A 17,695-nucleotide genomic window follows, 5' to 3' on the forward strand; every position below is an offset into this window, starting at 1 on the left:
CTACTTGACCAGCGGGAAGAGGATGGTCTCGCGGATGCCGAGGCCGGTGACCGCCATCAGCAGGCGGTCGATGCCCATGCCCATACCGCCGGACGGCGGCATGCCGTGCTCCAGTGCCCGCAGGAACTCCTCATCGATGGACATCGCCTCGACGTCACCACGATCGGCGAGACGCGCCTGCTCGGTGAAGCGCTCGCGCTGGATGACCGGGTCGACCAGCTCGGAATATCCGGTGGCCAGCTCGAATCCGCGGATGTACAGATCCCACTTCTCCACGACGCCGGGGATCGAACGGTGCTCGCGCACCAGCGGCGAGGTGTCGACCGGGAAGTCCATCACGAAGGTGGGACGGGTCAGGTCTCCCTTCACGAAGTGCTCCCACAGCTCCTCCACGAGCTTGCCGTGGGTGGGGTGCGGAGGCACCTCCACGTCGTTCGCCTCGGCGAACGCGATGAGGTCCTCCAGGGAGTCCTGCGGGGTGACCGTCCGGCCGGATGCCGCGGACAGCGACTCGTACATCGAGATACGATCCCACTCGCCGCCGAGGTCGTACTCGGTGCCGTCGGCCCAGGTGACCATGGTGGAGCCGGCGACCGCGACGGCGGCGTTCTGCACGAGCTCCTGGGTGAGCTCGGCCATCTGGTTGTAGTCGCCGTACGCCTGGTACGCCTCGAGCATCGCGAACTCCGGCGAGTGGGTGGAATCGGCGCCCTCATTGCGGAAGTTGCGGTTGATCTCGTAGACCCGCTCGATCCCGCCGACCACCGCGCGCTTGAGATACAGCTCCGGCGCGATGCGCAGGAACAGCTCGGTGTCGAAGGCGTTCGAGTGCGTCACGAACGGGCGAGCGGACGCACCACCGTGCTGCACCTGCAGCATGGGCGTCTCGACCTCGAGGTAGTCGTGGCTCGCGAAGGTGGAGCGCAGACTGGCGTTCACGGCGGCGCGGGCACGCACGGTGGTGCGGGCCCGGTCACGCACGATCAGGTCGAGGAAGCGGCTGCGCACCCGCGTCTCCTCGCTCAGCTCGCCGTACACGTTCGGCAGCGGCAGGATCGCCTTCGAGGCGATCGTCCAGTCGTCGGCCATGACCGACAGCTCACCGCGGCGACTGGAGATCACCTCGCCGTGCACGAAGACGTGATCGCCCAGGTCGACGAGTTCCTTCCACTGCGCGAGCGACTCCTCGCCGACGTTCGCCAGAGACACCATGGCCTGGATGCGTGAGCCGTCGCCGGCCTGCAGTGTGGCGAAGCAGAGCTTGCCGGTGTTGCGGCTGAACACCACCCGACCGGCGACACCCACGATCTCGCCCGTCTCGGCACCGGCCTCCAGGTCGCCGTACTGCGCGCGCAGCGCGGGGATGCTGTGCGTGACGGGCACACCGACCGGGAAGGCGCCGCCACCGGCATCCGTCCGGTTCGCGATCAGCTTCTCGCGCTTGGCGAGACGCACGGCCTTCTGCTCGAACACATCCTCCAGCTCAGCGCGGGCGTCGGCCTGAGCGTCTGAACCTGAGGAGTCGGGCGAGGGGATCGGCGCAGACGCGTCAGTCATGTGTGGGGGCTCCTTGCAGAAAGTCCTCACCAGTCTACCGGCGAGCCCGCGCGAGTCCGGTGAAGCCCTGAGGGGTCGGGATAGCCTCGTTGGCATGCGAACTCTCAGCATCCGCCGCGGATCTCGTCGTGGTCCGCAGACCCAGGAACGCATCCTCGCGGCGTTCGCCGTCGCGCTCGGGGCCCTCGTCGCCGTGCTGCTGCCGGCATCCGCCGCCACCGCCGATGTCAACGATTTCTCGTACTCCTCGTGGGATTCGACCTACGAGGTGTCACTCGACAGCAGCGGGCGCGCCGTGGCGCACGTCACCGAGAAGATGGTGGCCGAGTTCCCCGATTTCGACCAGAACAAGGGCATCATCCGCGGGTACCCGCAGCGACTCGAGGGCGCTGGTCTCGACATCCGCATCCTGTCGGTCACGGATGCCGAGGGCCACGACGTGCCCTTTGAGACCGAGACCGAGGACGGCATGCTGCTCGTGCTCACCGGCGACGACGACTACGTGCACGGATCCACGACGTATGTCATCGAATCGACCATGCGCGACTTCATGATCCACGGCACGGAGTCCGGCAACGATGAGTTCTACTGGAACCTGCTGCCACTGAACAGCACGCAGGACATCGGCGCCTTCCGCGCCACGATGACCTTCTCACCGCAGCTCGCCGCCGCGCTCACCGGAGACGTCGCCTGCTACAGCGGACGCTACGGCCTGAAGAACCCGTGCACGCTCGATGGTCCGCGCGATTCGGCCGACGGCGCCACCTTCACGTTCGAATCCGGGGAGCGAGTGGCGGGCGACGGCGTCACGGCGGCGATCGGCTTCGCCTCCGGCACGGTCACTCCTCCGCCTGCCCGGTTGCCCGACCCGGTCGCCGACTTCGGCCCCGCCGCCGTCGGACTCGGCGCGGTGGCCGCCTCCGTCGGCGCCTGGGTGTCGGTCGCCGTGCAGGCCCGCCGACGCCGCAAGGCGACCGGAATCGTGGTCGCACAGTTCGATGTGCCGGAAGAGCTGCCTCCGCTCGTCGCCGCGGCGCTCATCCCCGGGGCGCCGAACCCGATCCCCGCGCAGATGGTGCAGCTCGCCGTGCAGGGAGCCGTGCGGCTGGAGGAGGATGCGGGTGCCAAGGCGCGACCGTCGCTGCGGCTGATGGATCGCGATCGCGCACGTGAGCCGTTGGGCAGCGCGATGATCGATGCGATCTTCACCGCTGACAGAACGGTGCGCCGCATCCCGCGTTCCAGCACGAAGTTCGCCAAGCGGATGGCCGGGCTGGTCGCCAGGGGAGATCTGAGGCGAGGCGGCAGGGGTGGCTGACGCAGGAGCACAGCCGTGTCGCAGCGGCATTCGGCTGGGTTGCCGTCGGTCTGCTCGCCGCGACGCTGGTGTTCGTGATCTGGTCTGCGACGAAGGACCGGGAGCTGCTCGGCCTGTCGGTCGCCGCGTTCATCGTCGTAGTGGTCGCTGTCGGGATCACCTCGTTCGTCGCCTTCAGCAGGCACACGCTGCTCACCCATGAGGGTGCGCTGCGCTATGAGTACCTGCTCGGGGTGAAGGAGTTCATCCGCGTGGCGGAGACCGATCGCCTCAAGATGCTGCAGTCGTACCAGGGTGCGGAGCGGCGCAGCGACGGCACGGTCGACGTCGTGCACCTATACGAGAAGCTGCTCCCCTACGCCATGCTGCTCGGTGAGGAGAAGAGCTGGACGGCCGTGCTCGAGACCACATACTCGGAGGCGGGCTACAGTCCGGGCTGGATCGACGTCGCTGCCGGCGTCTCGATCGGCTCGCGCCTGTCGCACTACTCCACGTCGATGAACTCGGCCGCGACGTACACGCCGTCGAGCTCATCGGGTGGCGGATCCACCGGCGGAGGATTCTCCGGTGGCGGAGGCGGCGGCGGCTTCTCCGGCGGCCGCTGAGCGCTGCCCTTCGCTCGCTCTTCGGGTGTCACAACACGCCGCATCCGCCCCAGGGATGCGACCATTCGCGCCACCTGAAGAAACACGGGCCGAAGATCGCAGCCCACCCTTCCCCTCAGGTGTCACAACACGCCGCATCCGCCCCAGGGATGCGACCATTCTCGCCACCTGAAGAAACACGGGCCGAAGATCGCAGCCCACCCCTCCCCTCAGGTGTCACAACACGCCGCATCCGCCCCAGAGATGCGACCATTCGGGTCACACGAAGCAGCTGGGAGCAAAGGGCGGGCGGAGGCTCAGCGGGGGCGGGTCAGAGGCTGAGCGGCGGGTCGAGGGGGCCGGATGCTTCGCGCAACGCCTGTTCGACGGTGGATGACACCAGTGCGGAGAGGTATCCGCCCGGGTTGTCGACGCCGACGCCGCGCAGCAGAGAGGTCGCCTGACCGACGATGGCCCGTGAGAACGCGGATGCCGTCGCAATGGCCTCGCCATAGGCGGCACGATCCTGCTCGGCGATGACGACCGGTTCGCATCCCATCTCCACGGCCAGCGCCTGCGCGATCGGCAGCACAGCCGCAGGAGCGGTGACTGCGGCGAATGCCGCCTGCAGCTGACGCAGATCCAGAGTCGTTCCCGTGAATGCGATCGCCGGGTGCACCGCCAGCGGGATCGCCCCGCTCTCGGCAGCAGGGCGCAGCACCTCGACGCCGTGAGCCGGATCGGTGTGCATCACCAGCTGCCCCAGCTGCCAGCCGCCGATCTCGGCGATACCGCTGATCAGACCGGGGAGCTCATCGTGCGGCACGGCGACGACGACGAGCTCGCTGCGCCGCACGACCTCCAACGCGTCGAGCACTGGTGCCCCCGGCAGCACGGCCGCCGCCCTCTCGTCATCCGATCCCGAGGTGATGCCGGTGACCGCATGTCCGGCTCCGGCGAGCGCGGCGCCGACGACGGGGCCCACCCTGCCGGCGCCGAGGATGCCGATGCCCAGGCGTCCATCGCGATTCACCGGATCACTCCGCAGGCGGGGTCGGCGGAGCGGGTGGCGCAGGCGGAGCCTCGGGAGCGGGCGGCGCAGGCGGAGCCTCGGGCACGGGCGGCGCAGGCGGCACGACGCCCGCCGGCGCAGACCAGGTCGCGCCATCCGTCACGGATGCCACCGCGTCCTCCGCCCCGCGGTCGCCCCATCCGGCGGCATGCTCGCCCCAGCGGTGCGTGTGGTCATGGGCTGCGGCGAGTGCTGCCGCCCGACTCACCTCGTCGAGCAGGGTGATCGCGTCGTCGCGTTCGAGGCCGGCGAGGGTTCCCGAGATCGGCCCCATGATCGAGTGGACCTGCCCGCCCGAGACGCGCTGCAGCCGATCGATCGGCCCTTGGGCGATGGAGACGCCCTGCAGTCGCGCCAACGGGAACACGGCGAGCTTTCGCCAGAGCACTCCCCGGCGCAGCAGCACCCCGAACTCGGTCACGGTGTAGCCGTGGCGCTTCCACGACAACGGACGACGCCACCATGCACGGGCAGGGATGGTCTTGTACGGATCGCCTTCGACGGGCCCCAGGATGCCGTGCTCCCACACCAGCGGGATGTCGCTGGCCGGCGCATCCGGCAGGATCAGCGACAGCACGCGCTCGACATCGGCTCGTTTGCCGACCGGCAGCACGATGTTGAACTGCTGAGCGCTGTTGCTCTGCTGCTGCGCGGCGCTCTTGCCGCTCATCCGGTTGATCTTCACCGTCCACCATCCGAACGGGCGCCACAGCAGCGACTGCGTGACCTCGACGGCGAAGATCCGGCCGGGAGGCAGGGTCTCGGTCACCGTCGTCAGCAGCCCGTAGGTGATCCGCACGCCGTCCGGTGTGGGTGCGATCGCGTAGCGCAGCGACTTGGAGATCTGCGCCCAGGTGATTCCGACGACGGCGATCAGGAGGGGATGCCCATGCCGAAGGTGATTCCCAGCATCGCGATGGTGACCTCGGCGCCCGACTCGCCGTCCGAGGTCATCCCGAGGAAGGCGAAAACCAGCGCGACGACGTAGATCACCCCGAAGAACAGCACCCAGAGCACGGCGGAGATCAGCTGCGAACCGACCAGTCGACCGGTGGGGATCTTCACCACGCTCTCGGGTGCGACGTCGTCGAGGTCCACTCCGGCGATGAGATCGTTGACGCCGTCGTTCACCGATCCGACGAGCTGCGAGGTGAGCCCCGACGCCCCCGGCTCCCCGGCCCGCGCACGCTCGCGTGCGGACCGTGCACCGGATGCCAGGCGCAGGATGTCGGCGCGAACCGTCTCCGCGCGGGAGGTGGCCAGGTACTCCAGGGGCACGTTCGCGTCGTTGCCGGCGCCGATGACCTCGAGTTTGGCGAGCCCGATGAGGCGCGCAGGGAAGGGCCGGGTGAGGTTGACGCCCTGCACGCGGTCCAGCGGGGCACGGCGCTGCGAGCGGAAGATCATGCCCTTGCGAACCTCGACGTGGTCGCCGGTGATGCGGAACTGCTGGAACCGCCACACCAGCCAGAACACCACCACGAGCAGGATCGCGAGTGCGAGCACGCCGAGCAGCGCCACGAGCACCAGGTTGTTCGCGAGCACCCAGTCGACCGGGTCGCCGCCGTAGTCGAAGTAGCGGGATTCGTCAGGAGCGAAGGCGCTCACGAACCAGCCGATGACGCGATCGCGCATATTCGAGATCACGATGCCGGCGACGATGATCAGCACCAGGCCGCCCTTGAACAGCGGGGTGAGCGGATGCATCCGATGCCACTCGCCGTCGGCGAGGGACGAAGATCCGCCTTGCGGCAGAACCGCCGGCACCGAGGCCGGTGCGTCGACGGGCCCTTCGAGAGGTTCGGGGGTCGGCTCCGTGGGATCGCTCATAGGCCCGTCCGGCGGGTCTCGGCGACCTCGATGAGAGTGTCGCGCAGCGCTTCCGCGCCGTCCTGCGTGAGTCCGGGGATCTGCACGCCGGTGGTGGCCGCGGCGGTGACCATCTTCAGCTGCGAGACGCCGAAGGCCCGGTCCAGCGGCCCCTGGGTGATGTCGACCAGCTGCATGCGCCCGTACGGCACCGCGACCATCCGCTGCCAGAGGATGCCCTTGCGGAACACCACGTCATCGTCGCGCAGCATGTAGCCGAGCGCCTTGGCCTGCCTCGGCAGGATGATCAGCGTGATCAGCGTGACCAGGATGATCGCGCCCGCCGGTATCCACACCCATGCCTGGTCCAGCACGAGGCCGAGCACGAGCGCTGCGATCACGACGAATGCGATCAGGATGCCGTTCTGCACGAACTGCGAGACGACGTACCGCGGCGAGATCTGATGCCAGGTTCCGTCGAGCTTCAGCGCCGCCGCGCTGCGCGGCGTGCGGAGGGCCTGATACGTGCCGGCATCCAGCGCCGGAGGAACATCGGCCGGAGAGACAGGGACCGGTGGAACATCCGCCACCGGAACAGGGGCCGGGGAACATCCGCCGCCGGAACAGGGGCCGCAGGAACAGGGGCCGCAGGAAAATCAGCCGGGCGGTCGGCGCCGTCCGGATCACGCGGCGGGGTCGTCGGGCTCTCGGTCATCAGGATCCTTCGGCAGAGTGCAGAACTGTTCGGCGATCAGTGCGGCCCCGATCAGCACCACTGCTCCGATGATCAGGGCGACCATCGCCACTGTCGACCCTACCGGCGCGGGCACCGGACGGGTGGAGAGGAACGCGAGAAGACCCGCACCGAATCCGGCCAGGATCGCACCGAGCAGGCTGGACGCGCGGGCGAGCGTCGACGCGCGCAGCGCCCGGAACGGATCGATGCGCGCGCCTCCGCGGACGCTGCGGCGCACCGGCCAGGCCAGTGCCAGCACAACCGCCGCGAGAAGGAGCAGGAGCACCGGCAGGAACACCGACGGAGTGAAGGTGGCCCGCCCGGTCACGGTCAGCAGGTGGTCGAAGCCGTACCCGGCGCCGGCCGACAGCAGAGCCAGCAGCGCGATCACGCCGGGCGACGTGCGCCTCACCGCTGCGCCTCCGACTCGGCCGAGGCGCCTTTCAGACGGCGCACCAGCTCATCCACCCGGCCGAAGCCGGGCAGCACGGCATCCGGGTCGATGCTCAGCCACGGCTCCAGCACGAACAGCCGCTCGGCGGCACGCGGATGGGGCACCATCAGGTGCTCTGCCTCGCTGCGGAAACCGCCGTAGGCGATGAGATCCAGATCGAGCGTCCGGTCGCCCCAGCGTTCCGCACGCACCCGGCCGTGCTCCTCCTCGACCGCGTGCAGCATGCCCAGCAGTACCTGCGGGGCCAGGCGCGTCGTCATCCGTGCGACGGCGTTCAGATAGCGGGGCGCGTCGGGGTCGGGGCCGTCGGGCTTCACCGCGACTGACTCGATCGGCTCCGACATGACGAGCTCGTCGACCAGCGGCAGCCGGCTCAGCCGCTCGGCGGCCGCGCGCAGCGTCTCGCCGCGATCGCCCTCGTTCGAGCCCAGCGCCACCACGGCCACCACGGGCTCACGTCCCGGCCTCGGGTCGGGCGGCTCGGGAAGGTGCGTCAGGCGGACGTCCATGCAGCCCTCTCCTGCTGCGCCCGGTGGATCGAGACGGCCACGTCCGCGAACCTCTGCTCGATCGGCGCCTGCGGCTTGTGCACAGTCACCGTGATGGTCTTGATCCTGGCATCCTCCAGCACGGCATCCGCGATGCGCTGCGCCAGGGTCTCGATCAGATCGACCGGCTCCCCGGCCACGATCGCCGCGACCTTGTCCGCGAGTTCACCGTAGTGCACGGTGTCGGCCACGTCGTCCGATGCCGCGGCCTGCTTCAGCGGCAGCCCGAGCCGCAGGTCGATCGTGAACTCCTGGCCGTCGCGCCGCTCGAAGTCGAAGACGCCGTGGTGACCGAAGACGGTCAGTCCGGTCAGCAGAATCTCGTCGAGGAAGTCCATCTCAGGCTCCGTCCCATGCGCCGGCGACGGCCAGCGCATCTCGTGTGGCTGCGACGTCGTGCACACGCACCGCCCAGACGCCTGCACGGGCGGCGAGCGCACTGGTGACTGCAGTGGCCAGGTCGCGGCGACGCTCGCTGAGCGGTGCATCGCCGGAGACCCGGTGCAGGGCGTCGGCGAGCAGCCGCTTGCGCGAGGTGCCGACGAGCACGCGGTGCCCGAGGGCGCAGATCTCGTCGAGACCGCGCAGCACCTCCCAGTTCTGCTCGGCGGTCTTGGCGAACCCGATGCCCGGGTCGACGATGATCCGCGCGGGCGCGATGCCAGCGGCCTTGGCCGCCTCGACCCGCTCGCGCAGCTCGGCCGCCACCTCGCGGGCGGTGCGCGAGTACTGCGCCCGGGCGTACATGTCCTCCGATGGCCCTCGCCAGTGCCCGATGGCGATGTCGGCTCCGAGGTCGGCGACGACCGCCAGCATCCGCTCGTCGGCCAACCCGCCCGAGACGTCGTTGACGACACGCGTGCCCGCCCGCACCGCAGCGACCGCGGTGTCGGCGTTGAGAGTGTCGATGGAGGTCGGGATGCCGGCATCCGTCAGCGCCTCGATCACCGGCAGCACCCGCCCGCGCTCGACCGCCGGGTCGACGCGGACCGCGCCGGGCCGGGTGGACTCGCCGCCGACGTCGATCATCGCCGCACCCTGGGAGCGCATCAGGTGCGCGCGCTCGATCGCCGCGGCCGGCTCGGCGTACCGCCCGCCGTCGCTGAACGAATCGGGGGTGGTGTTGAGGATGCCCCAGATGCCGGTCATTCGCCGTGGCCGCCGATCAGGGCGATCAGCTCGGCACGCGCGGCCGGCTCCACGAAAGCACCGCGCGCCGCGATGGTGACGGTGGATGCCATCGGCTGACGGCCCCCGCGCATGGTCACGCAGCCGTGCGAGGCGTCCAGCACGACCAGCACGCCCCGGGTGTCGAGGTGCTCATCCACGGCATCCGCGATCTGCTCCCCCAGACGCTCCTGCACCTGCGGCCGCGAGGCGAGCGTCTCGACCACCTTCACCAGCGCGCCCAAGCCGACCACCTGCTCTCCCGGCAGGTAGGCCAGATGGGCGAGCCCGGCGAACGGCAGCAGATGATGCTCGCAGACGGAGCGGAAGCGGATGTCGCGCAGCAGCACCGCACCCGACGCCAGCGTCTCCGGTGCCGGGCCCCTGGTCACGCTGATGGTGCGGGCCAGATGGGTGGCGGGATCCTCGTCGACGCCGGCGAAGAGCTCGGCGTACAGCTCCGCCATCCTGCTCGGCGTCTGCTTCAGCCCTGGCCGATCGGGATTCTCGCCGATGGCTTCGAGCAGCTCGCGGGTGAGCCGTTCGACGCGCGCCCTGTCGACAGTCACGTCAGGCCGTCGCCGGTCGTGCCTGCCCGCCGGCCGTCCTCGGGCCGGCCGTGCGCGTCGTCGGAGTCTGCGCCGCCGTGTCGGCCGCGATCGCCGAGTCGTCGCGGACCGGGATCGCGATCGGGGGCAGCGCCGACACCGGGCGGCTCTCGCTGGAGAGCCACTGCGGACGCTCGGGCAGCTTGCGCACATCGGTGAAGATCTCGGCGATCTGATGGTGGTCGAGGGTCTCCTCCTCGATCAGCGCGAGTGCGAGCTGGTCGAGCACGTCGCGGTTCTCGCTGATCACCTGGTAGGCCTCGTTGTGCGCCTGCTCGATCAGGGCGCGCACCTGCTCGTCGACGGTCTGGGCGATCTTGTCGGAGTAGTCGTGGCCGCGGTTCATGTCGCGCGCCACGAACATCTCGTTGCCCTCGGTGCCGAGCTTGACCGGGCCGACCTGAGTGGTCATGCCGTACTCGGTGACCATCTTGCGGGCGATGCTCGTCGCCTTCTCGATGTCGTTGCTCGCACCCGTGGTCGGATCGTGGAAGACGATCTCCTCGGCGACGCGGCCGCCCATCGCATAGGTGAGCTGATCCTGCAGCTCGTTGCGGGTCACGGAGTACTTGTCGTCCAGCGGCAGCACCATCGTGTAGCCGAGGGCCTTGCCGCGCGGGAGGATCGTGATCTTGGTGACCGGGTCGGTGTAGTTCATCGCCGCGGCGGCGAGCGCGTGCCCGCCCTCGTGGTACGCGGTGATGAGCCGCTCCTTGTCCTTCATCACGCGGGTGCGCCGCTGCGGGCCCGCGATCACGCGGTCGATGGCCTCGTCGAGGGCGCGGTTGTCGATCAGCTGCGCGTTGGAGCGCGCGGTCAGCAGCGCTGCCTCGTTGAGCACGTTGGCCAGGTCGGCACCGGTGAAGCCCGGGGTCTTGCGGGCGACGACCTCGAGTTCGACAGACTTGGACAGCGGCTTGCCCTTGGCGTGCACTTCGAGAATGTGCAGGCGCCCCTTCAGGTCGGGGGCGTCCACGCCGATCTGCCGGTCGAAGCGGCCCGGGCGCAGCAGCGCAGGGTCGAGGATGTCGGGACGGTTCGTCGCCGCGATGACGATGACGTTGGCGTTCGGGTCGAAGCCGTCCATCTCGACGAGCATCTGGTTCAGCGTCTGCTCGCGCTCGTCGTTTCCGCCACCCATGCCTGCGCCGCGGTGACGACCGACGGCGTCGATCTCGTCGATGAAGATGATGGCCGGCGCGTTCTCCTTGGCCTGGTTGAACAGGTCACGCACGCGGGAGGCGCCGACGCCGACGAACATCTCGACGAAGTCCGAACCGGAGATCGAGTAGAAAGGTGCACCCGCTTCGCCTGCGACGGCGCGGGCGAGCAGCGTCTTCCCGGTTCCGGGAGGGCCGTACAGCAGCACGCCCTTGGGGATGCGGGCTCCGATCGCCTGGAACTTGCCCGGGTCCTGCAGGAACTCCTTGATCTCGTGGAGCTCCTCGATGGCCTCGTCGGCGCCGGCCACGTCGGCGAAGGTGACCGTCGGGGTCTCCTTGCTGACGAGTTTGGCCTTGGACTTGCCGAACTGCATGACCTTGCTGCCGCCGCCCTGCATCGACGAGAGCAGCCACCAGAACAGCAGCCCCAGCAGCACCAGGGGCAGCAGAAGCGAGAGGAAGCCGTCGAACCAGGTCGCGCGGGGCACCACGTCGACGACGTCGGCGGCCTTGATGTCAGCGGCGTCGATGGCCTTGACGACCTGATCGGCACGGGCCTCGACGTAGTAGAACTGCACATTCTTCGACCCCTCGAACTCCTTCGAGAGGGTCAGGTCGACCCGCTGGTCGCCGTCGGTGTTGACGGCCTTGGTGACCGTCTTGCCGTCGAGCAGCTCCAGCCCCTGGGGCACCGTGATCTGCTTGGGCGCCGACAGGTTCGAAATCAGCAGGAAGCCGGCGAACAGCAGCACGCCGATCAACGCGATGTAGATCAGCGGGTTCCGGGAGACCTTCTTGACATCCATGATCCGTTCAGCGTACCGCCAGCCCGCTAGCGCCCTGCTGTGCGTTCACCGACGGCGTACCCGCACACCCGCCCGTCTATTTGTCGCGAATGCACGCGACACGCCGCACATACCGTGCATACGGCACAAATAGACGGGCTTGGGGGTCAGGAGTACACGTGCGGGGCGAGCACGGCGACGTCGCGCAGGTTGCGGTACCGCTCGGCGTAGTCCAGACCGTAGCCGACGACGAACTCGACCGGGATGTCGAAGCCGACGTACTTGCAGTCGATCTCCACCTTCGCCGCCTCGGGCTTGCGCAGCAGCGCGAGCACCTCGATCGACTCCGCGCCGCGGGATTCGAAGTTCTCCAGCAGCCAGCTCAGCGTCAGACCCGAGTCGATGATGTCCTCGACGATCAGCACGTGCCTGCCGTGCAGGTCGGTGTCGAGGTCTTTGCGGATCTGCACGACGCCGCTGGACTTGGTGCTCGCCCCATAGCTCGAGACGGCCATCCAGTCCATCGGCGCATGGAACGGCAGCGCACGGGCGAAGTCGGCCATCACCATCACGGCACCCTTGAGCACACCGACCAGAAGCAGGTCCTTGCCCTCGTAGTCGGCGGCGACGCGCGCGGCGAGCTCCTCGAGCTTGGCGTGGATCTCCTCCTCTGTGACGAGGATCTGGGTGAGGTCTGCTGAGATGTCCGCTGCACGCATGCAACGATTTTAGGTCGAACGGCCCCGGCATCCGCACTACCCTGAGCGGAGGAGTGGGCGTGCGCCCGCGGGGAGAAGGAAGACATGGACCTCGACGACATCCTCAAGCAGGTGCCGATCGGCGACATCGCCGAGCGCTTCGGCGTGAGCACCGACGTCGCACGCCAGGCCGTTCAAGAGGGCGGCGCCGCCCTGGTCGGCGGGCTGGCGAAGAACGCCCAGACTGAGGAGGGATCCTCGGCGATCGAGCAGGCGCTGAACCGCCACGGCGGCTTCTCGGGAGCGTCGAAGGTCGACGACGTGGATCAGACCGACGGCGACAAGATCGTGAAGCACGTCTTCGGCGACAAGAAGCAGGATGTCGTGCAGAGCCTCACCAGCTCGGAGAAGACGGCAGGCGGCATCGACTTCGGCAAGCTCCTGCCGATCCTCGCGCCGATCATCATGGGCGTCATCGCCAACGCGAAGGGGTCGTCGTCATCCGACGGGAACAGCGGCGGCGGGCTCGGCGATGTGCTCGGCGGCCTGCTCGGCGGCGGCCAGCAGGGGTCCGGCGGCGGTCTGGGTGACATCCTCGGCGGCCTGGGCGGCCTGCTCGGAGGGTGCGTCGGCGAGCTCGCCTTCGCAGGCCGGCGGCGGGAACGTGATCGGCGACATCCTCGGCGGGCTTTTCGGCAAGAAGTAGCCTTCTGCCCACCGTCTCGCGTGGCGCCGCTGTGTCGCCCACCGTCTTCACGTGGCGCATATGGCCTGATCAGTTGATCGGATGCGGCCATATGCGCCACATGAAGACGTGGGTCGATGCGAGGTCAGCGGGCGGCATGAAGGCGTGGGTCGATGCGCGGTCAGCGGGCGGCGAACACGATCCGTCCGCCGGTGCGGGCCGCCGTGCAGCCGGGAAGGTCGATCGGCCCCTGCCCCGACCAGTCGGTGGCCAGCCGGGCGACCTCGAGCGTCTGCGTGCGGCTCAGGCTCACGCCGAACTCGCTGTCGACGACCAGCCGAATGATGCGGTTGCGCAGCGCGGCCGGGTTCGCGGCGAGCGCGGCGACGCTGACGGAGATGCCCGCCTCAGCATGCTCGACGATGTCCTCGATGGTCTCGTGGATCATCTCCTCGAAGGCCTCGGCATCCTCCCGCGCTGCTCAGCCGTGCGCGCGAGCGCCTCGGCGATGCCGGGTCCGAGCTCGGACTCCAGCACCGGCAGCACCCGTTCGCGCACGCGCACGCGGGCGAAGCGCGGCTCGGTATTGTGCGGGTCGTCCCAGGGGAGAGATCGGATGCCGTGCAGCACGCCCGCGTGGTCACGCGCCGCAGGCCGAGCATCGGCCGAAGCCACCGGATCCCGTCGGCATCCACCCGCTCGGGCGCCATGCCCTGCAGACTCGTCGACCCGGAGCCCCGCGAGAGCCCCAGCAGCACGGTCTCGGCCTGATCGTCGAGGGTGTGCCCGAGCAGCACGACGGTCGCGCCGAGCTGCTGCGCGCAATCCCGCAGCGCCGCGTACCTGGCATCCCGAGCCGCGGCCTCGAGCCCGTCCGGATGCTGGGCATCCACCTGCACGGTGAGCACCCTCGCATCCGCTCCGAGCGACCGCGCCTGCTCCGCTGCGCGCTGCGCGACGGCATCCGATCCGGGCTGCAGTCCGTGGTCCACGACGGCCGCGGTGACCGTCGCATCGACCTTGGCGGCTTCGAAGGCTGTGGCTGCCGTCAGCGCGAGCGAGTCGGCTCCACCGGACAGGGCGACCACGACATGCTCGCCCGTAGACGTGGCGAGGGCGGTGCGCACAGCGAGGCGGACGGCGGCGACAGCAGGATCGAGCGAAGGCACTTCTCCACCGTACGGGCAGGATCGCCGACGCGCAGTGGTTCGCGCCGTTAGTCTGTCTTGGTGTCCGATCAGAGCCGCACCACGTACCCCACCGAGCGCTTCAAGGCATTCGTCGACGCGGTCGTGGCGATCGCCATGACCCTGCTGATCCTTCCCCTGATGGAGGCGGTCACGGAAGCCGCGTCTGGGCGTCTCAGCACTGCTGAGTTCTATGAGGAGCATGCGGGCCAGCTGCTCAGCTTCGCGCTGAGCTTTCTGCTGATCGCGACGTTCTGGATCGGTCATCACAGCCAATACCGTGACGTGGAGCGGGTGACCGGGCGTCTGCTGCTGATCAACGTGGGGTGGATGGCGACGATCGTCTGGCTGCCCGTGCCGACGGCGATGCTCGGGCAGATGCACACCGACCCGCTGCAGGCGGTCACCTACATCGGCACCCTGATCCTCACCCAGGTGACTACTCTCGGCGGGTGGCTGTATCTGCTGCGGCATCCGGAGCTGACGACGATGCCGGAGTCGCGGCTGCGGACGGGGCGATCGGCGACGCCGCGGCGATCGTCCTGTTCATCGTCGCGCTGGCGATCGCGATCTTCGTCACGCCGATCGGATATGCGGCGCTGCTGATCCTGCTGCTGAACCGTCCTGTCGCCCGCATCCTCGCCCACATCGTCGGCGGTCACAGCGATCAAGCGCTGCAGGGTCACGAGTAGGCTGGTCTGCGGCATCCACCCGACATCTCTCCCGAGGAGCACACGCATGGCACATGACGCCGTCATCGAGATCCCGCGCGGCAGCCGCGTCAAGTACGAGGTCGACCACGAGACCGGACGAGTGCACCTCGACCGGGTGCTCTACACGACCTTCGGCTACCCCGCCGACTACGGCTACTTCGACAACACGCTCGGTGAGGACGGCGACCCGCTGGACGTGCTCGTGCTGCTGGACCACGCGATCTTCCCGGGCGTCGTCGTGAACGTGCGCCCCGTCGCGGTGCTGAAGATGAGCGACGAGGCCGGTGGCGACGACAAGCTGGTTGCCGTTCTCTCGAAGGATCCGCGCTGGGAGCACATCCAGGACATCGGCGACCTGCCCGAGTACACGAAGAAGGAGATCGCGCACTTCTTCGAGCACTACAAGGATCTCGAGCCGAACAAGTGGGTCAAGGTCGACGCGTGGGGCGATGCCGCCGAGGCGCAGCGCATCCTCGACGAGGCGATCGTCCGCGCCGGCCAGGAGCGCTGACCTTCCGGATCACGTCACCGAGACCCTCGGCTCGCGCCGGGGGTCTCGTGCTGTCTGCGGTGGCGGATGCCGGGCATCCGACGTTCTGACGGATGCTAGATCGCGCCGCGACGGGTGCCGGTTCCGCAGTGACGGATGCTCAGATCGCGCCGCGGGCCTTCATGAACGGATACGGATCGACGCGACGCCCGTTGACGTACACCTCGAAGTGCACGTGGCATCCGAACGAGTTGCCGGTGTTGCCGGCGTAGCCGATGACCTGGCCGGCGTTGACGTGCTGCCCGTAGCGCACGGCGAAGCGCACCTGATGGCCGTAGCCGGTGGCGAGGCCGCCGCCATGCTGGATGCGCGTGTAGTTCCCGTAGCCGCCGTTGTAGCCGGCGAAGTCGACCGTGCCCGAGTGCGCGGCATAGATCGGGGCGCCGCATCCGTTGGCGAAGTCGAGCCCGCCGTGGTTGCGCGAGGCGCAGTAGCCGCTGGTGCACTGGACGCCGCGGATGCCGTAGTAGGAGGAGATGAAGCCGCCGTGCGGACGACGCCAGGCACCGGAGCCCCCGCCGCCTCCGCCGGAGCTGCCGCCCCCGGAGCCGCCGCCGGAGCCGCCGCCGCTGTTGTTCTTCGCGGCCTCCTCAGCCTCCTTGCGACGACGCTCCTCTTCTTCGCGCTTGCGCTTGGCTTCGGCTTCTTTACGCTTGCGCTCGCCCTCCTGGTACGCGGCGACCGTGGCGGTCGTCTTGTCCTTGAGGGAGGCGAGCTGCGCCTGAAGTGTGCTGAGGTTGTTCTGCTTCTCGTCGAGGGCGGCCTGTGCGGCATTCGCCGCCTGCTGCGCGCGGACCATCTTCTCTTCGGCGATCTTCTGCAGCCGGTCGCGCTCGTCGCGCGCAGCTTTGGCCTGATCGGTCAGGGACTGTGCGGAATCACGTGCGGCTGCCGCACGGTCGGCGATGGTCCGGTTGTACTCGAGCAGCTGGTCCATGCTGCCCAGGCGCGAAAGCAGCCCGTCGGCACCGCTGGACGATTCGGAGAGGAACAATTCGAGGGCAGCCTGGTCACCGCCGCTGCGATACAGCTGCGTGGCGACCTGCCCTGCCTTGCGGGAGCTCTCGTCGGCGATCTTCGACTGCTCGTCAGCCTGCTTCTGCAGTTCGTCGGCGCGTTCGGCCTGCTCGAAGAACGCCTGCTGCGCCTCGTAGAACTCGTCGCCGGCCACGCGAGCGGCCTGCTCGGCGGCGGCGGCCTTCTGCGTGAGCGACTGGATCAGCCGCTCGATGCGGGTGATCTCCGCACCCTTGGCGGCTTCGTTCGCCTTGGCGCGCTGGACGTCGCCCCAGCTGGGGTAGTCGGCAGCGTGCGCGACCTGAGTGCGGCTGATGCCGAAAGCAGTGAACGCGATCGCGCTCAGTGCACCGACGGCGATGGCGCCGCGACGGGTGACCTTCGAAGACGGCCAGAACGCACGCTGCTCGGCAGGCGTCGGTGCGCACCCGCAATCCTCGGATGCTGAGCCGGCATCCCATTTGACCTCGTCGTTCACGCGGCCCCTTCCGCCGGTTTCACAAGTGCCACACTAACAACATTCGTCACATCCGCAACAGTCTTGGCCGAACTGCCGGGCACAGAGGACGAGTCCATCGTTCACCCGAATCGCCCGGGCGGAAAGAGGACTCGCCTCCGATTTCGTTTTTCATCGGGCCGTCCCTTATGCTTGAGCGTCGGCAAGGGAAGCCCTCGGGACTCTCTTCGGCCCCATCGTTTAGCGGCCTAGGACGCCGCCCTTTCACGGCGGTAGCACGGGTTCGAATCCCGTTGGGGTCACTTCATCCGATACAATTGAAAAGTTATGGCCCTGTAGCGCAGTTGGTTAGCGTGCCGCCCTGTCACGGCGGAGGTCGCGGGTTCAAGTCCCGTCAGGGTCGCTCCAAGCGACGGGCCTTCTTTCGAGAAGGCCTTTCGTATCGGACGCGACAGGTTCGCCGGTCGCGCGGCTCTGTAGCTCAGTTGGTAGAGCGTTCGACTGAAAATCGAAAGGTCACCGGATCGATGCCGGTCGGAGCCACAAGGCTGATCATTACAATCAGCCCAGAAACCCTCGCGTAGCTT

Annotated in this window: 18 protein-coding genes, 3 tRNA genes and 1 pseudogene; 8 read left to right on the forward strand and 14 right to left on the reverse strand. The window is 68.6% G+C overall.

Going from position 1 to position 17,695, the window contains the following annotated elements:
* Window positions 1-1,557 (reverse strand): lysine--tRNA ligase, encoded by a 1,557-nt coding sequence (gene lysS, locus QUE33_RS10295; protein WP_286299745.1) that lies wholly within the window; start codon window positions 1,555-1,557, stop codon window positions 1-3.
* Between the two features lie 94 nt (window positions 1,558-1,651).
* Between lysS and QUE33_RS10300 the strand changes: the two genes are divergently transcribed.
* Both QUE33_RS10300 and QUE33_RS10305 read left to right on the forward strand, forming a co-directional pair.
* Window positions 1,652-2,875: a DUF2207 domain-containing protein gene (locus tag QUE33_RS10300; protein WP_286299748.1), complete on the forward strand. Its 1,224-nt coding sequence runs from the start codon at window positions 1,652-1,654 to the stop codon at window positions 2,873-2,875.
* On the forward strand, window positions 2,872-3,480 hold the full coding sequence (locus QUE33_RS10305) for a DUF2207 family protein (RefSeq protein ID WP_286303138.1): 609 nt from the start codon (window positions 2,872-2,874) through the stop codon (window positions 3,478-3,480). Before QUE33_RS10300 ends, QUE33_RS10305 begins: the two co-directional genes overlap by 4 nt.
* Before the next feature lie 310 nt (window positions 3,481-3,790).
* Here QUE33_RS10305 and QUE33_RS10310 read toward each other — a convergent pair whose 3' ends face one another.
* The 11 genes from QUE33_RS10310 to hpt form a co-directional block, all read right to left on the reverse strand.
* Entirely contained in the window at window positions 3,791-4,492 is a 702-nt protein-coding gene (locus QUE33_RS10310; RefSeq protein ID WP_286299751.1) for a DUF2520 domain-containing protein, read from the reverse strand.
* A gap of 4 nt (window positions 4,493-4,496) precedes the next feature.
* Complete coding sequence (locus QUE33_RS10315; RefSeq protein WP_491562451.1) at window positions 4,497-5,408, reverse strand: PH domain-containing protein; 912 nt, start codon at window positions 5,406-5,408, stop codon at window positions 4,497-4,499.
* Window positions 5,405-6,361: a PH domain-containing protein gene (locus QUE33_RS10320; RefSeq protein ID WP_286299758.1), complete on the reverse strand. Its 957-nt coding sequence runs from the start codon at window positions 6,359-6,361 to the stop codon at window positions 5,405-5,407. Before QUE33_RS10320 ends, QUE33_RS10315 begins: the two co-directional genes overlap by 4 nt.
* Window positions 6,358-6,930: a PH domain-containing protein gene (locus QUE33_RS10325; RefSeq protein ID WP_286299760.1), complete on the reverse strand. Its 573-nt coding sequence runs from the start codon at window positions 6,928-6,930 to the stop codon at window positions 6,358-6,360. The genes QUE33_RS10320 and QUE33_RS10325 overlap by 4 nt, the downstream gene beginning before the upstream one ends.
* 93 nt (window positions 6,931-7,023) lie before the next feature.
* The gene (locus QUE33_RS10330) at window positions 7,024-7,488 is read right to left on the reverse strand and encodes a DUF3180 domain-containing protein (RefSeq protein WP_286299762.1); all 465 of its coding nucleotides are present in this window, start codon (window positions 7,486-7,488) and stop codon (window positions 7,024-7,026) included.
* Window positions 7,485-8,039 carry a 2-amino-4-hydroxy-6-hydroxymethyldihydropteridine diphosphokinase gene (gene folK, locus QUE33_RS10335; RefSeq protein WP_286299765.1) on the reverse strand — a complete coding sequence of 185 codons (555 nt, stop codon included), beginning with the start codon at window positions 8,037-8,039 and terminating at the stop codon, window positions 7,485-7,487. The genes QUE33_RS10330 and folK overlap by 4 nt, the downstream gene beginning before the upstream one ends.
* The gene (gene folB / locus QUE33_RS10340) at window positions 8,024-8,416 is read right to left on the reverse strand and encodes a dihydroneopterin aldolase (protein ID WP_286299767.1); all 393 of its coding nucleotides are present in this window, start codon (window positions 8,414-8,416) and stop codon (window positions 8,024-8,026) included. Before folB ends, folK begins: the two co-directional genes overlap by 16 nt.
* A gap of 1 nt (window position 8,417) precedes the next feature.
* The gene (folP, locus tag QUE33_RS10345) at window positions 8,418-9,227 is read right to left on the reverse strand and encodes a dihydropteroate synthase (RefSeq protein ID WP_286299770.1); all 810 of its coding nucleotides are present in this window, start codon (window positions 9,225-9,227) and stop codon (window positions 8,418-8,420) included.
* The gene (gene folE, locus QUE33_RS10350) at window positions 9,224-9,814 is read right to left on the reverse strand and encodes a GTP cyclohydrolase I (protein ID WP_286299771.1); all 591 of its coding nucleotides are present in this window, start codon (window positions 9,812-9,814) and stop codon (window positions 9,224-9,226) included. The genes folP and folE overlap by 4 nt, the downstream gene beginning before the upstream one ends.
* A gap of 1 nt (window position 9,815) precedes the next feature.
* Window positions 9,816-11,822, reverse strand: a complete 2,007-nt coding sequence (ftsH, locus tag QUE33_RS10355; RefSeq protein WP_286299773.1) for an ATP-dependent zinc metalloprotease FtsH — start codon at window positions 11,820-11,822, stop codon at window positions 9,816-9,818.
* 146 nt (window positions 11,823-11,968) lie between these two features.
* On the reverse strand, window positions 11,969-12,520 hold the full coding sequence (hpt, locus tag QUE33_RS10360; protein ID WP_286299775.1) for a hypoxanthine phosphoribosyltransferase: 552 nt from the start codon (window positions 12,518-12,520) through the stop codon (window positions 11,969-11,971).
* 84 nt (window positions 12,521-12,604) lie between these two features.
* Here hpt and QUE33_RS10365 point away from each other — a divergent pair, with 84 nt between their 5' ends.
* Window positions 12,605-13,282, forward strand: a complete 678-nt coding sequence (locus tag QUE33_RS10365; protein WP_286299777.1) for a DUF937 domain-containing protein — start codon at window positions 12,605-12,607, stop codon at window positions 13,280-13,282.
* Window positions 13,283-13,365: 83 nt separating this feature from the next.
* Here the strand turns inward: QUE33_RS10365 and tilS are convergent.
* Window positions 13,366-14,353, reverse strand: a pseudogene (tilS, locus tag QUE33_RS10370) (tRNA lysidine(34) synthetase TilS).
* Window positions 14,354-14,413: 60 nt separating this feature from the next.
* On the opposite strand from tilS, the gene QUE33_RS10375 reads away from it, so the two are divergent.
* Together QUE33_RS10375 and ppa are read left to right on the forward strand one after the other, a co-directional pair.
* Window positions 14,414-14,977, forward strand: a complete 564-nt coding sequence (locus QUE33_RS10375; RefSeq protein ID WP_286299779.1) for a TMEM175 family protein — start codon at window positions 14,414-14,416, stop codon at window positions 14,975-14,977.
* Between the two features lie 132 nt (window positions 14,978-15,109).
* Entirely contained in the window at window positions 15,110-15,595 is a 486-nt protein-coding gene (gene ppa, locus QUE33_RS10380; RefSeq protein WP_286299780.1) for an inorganic diphosphatase, read from the forward strand.
* A gap of 139 nt (window positions 15,596-15,734) precedes the next feature.
* Here the strand turns inward: ppa and QUE33_RS10385 are convergent, their stop codons facing one another.
* Window positions 15,735-17,129: a M23 family metallopeptidase gene (locus tag QUE33_RS10385; protein WP_286299781.1), complete on the reverse strand. Its 1,395-nt coding sequence runs from the start codon at window positions 17,127-17,129 to the stop codon at window positions 15,735-15,737.
* Window positions 17,130-17,337: 208 nt separating this feature from the next.
* Between QUE33_RS10385 and QUE33_RS10390 the strand changes: the two genes are divergently transcribed.
* The 3 genes from QUE33_RS10390 (at window position 17,338) to QUE33_RS10400 (ending at window position 17,651) form a co-directional block, all read left to right on the forward strand.
* Window positions 17,338-17,410, forward strand: a tRNA-Glu gene (locus QUE33_RS10390).
* A gap of 27 nt (window positions 17,411-17,437) precedes the next feature.
* A tRNA-Asp gene (locus QUE33_RS10395) sits at window positions 17,438-17,511 on the forward strand.
* Window positions 17,512-17,578: 67 nt separating this feature from the next.
* A tRNA-Phe gene (locus QUE33_RS10400) sits at window positions 17,579-17,651 on the forward strand.
* Window positions 17,652-17,695: the final 44 nt, after the last annotated feature.

It is taken from the genome of Microbacterium suwonense (assembly GCF_030296555.1).
GTDB classification, from domain to species: Bacteria; Actinomycetota; Actinomycetes; order Actinomycetales; family Microbacteriaceae; genus Microbacterium; species Microbacterium suwonense.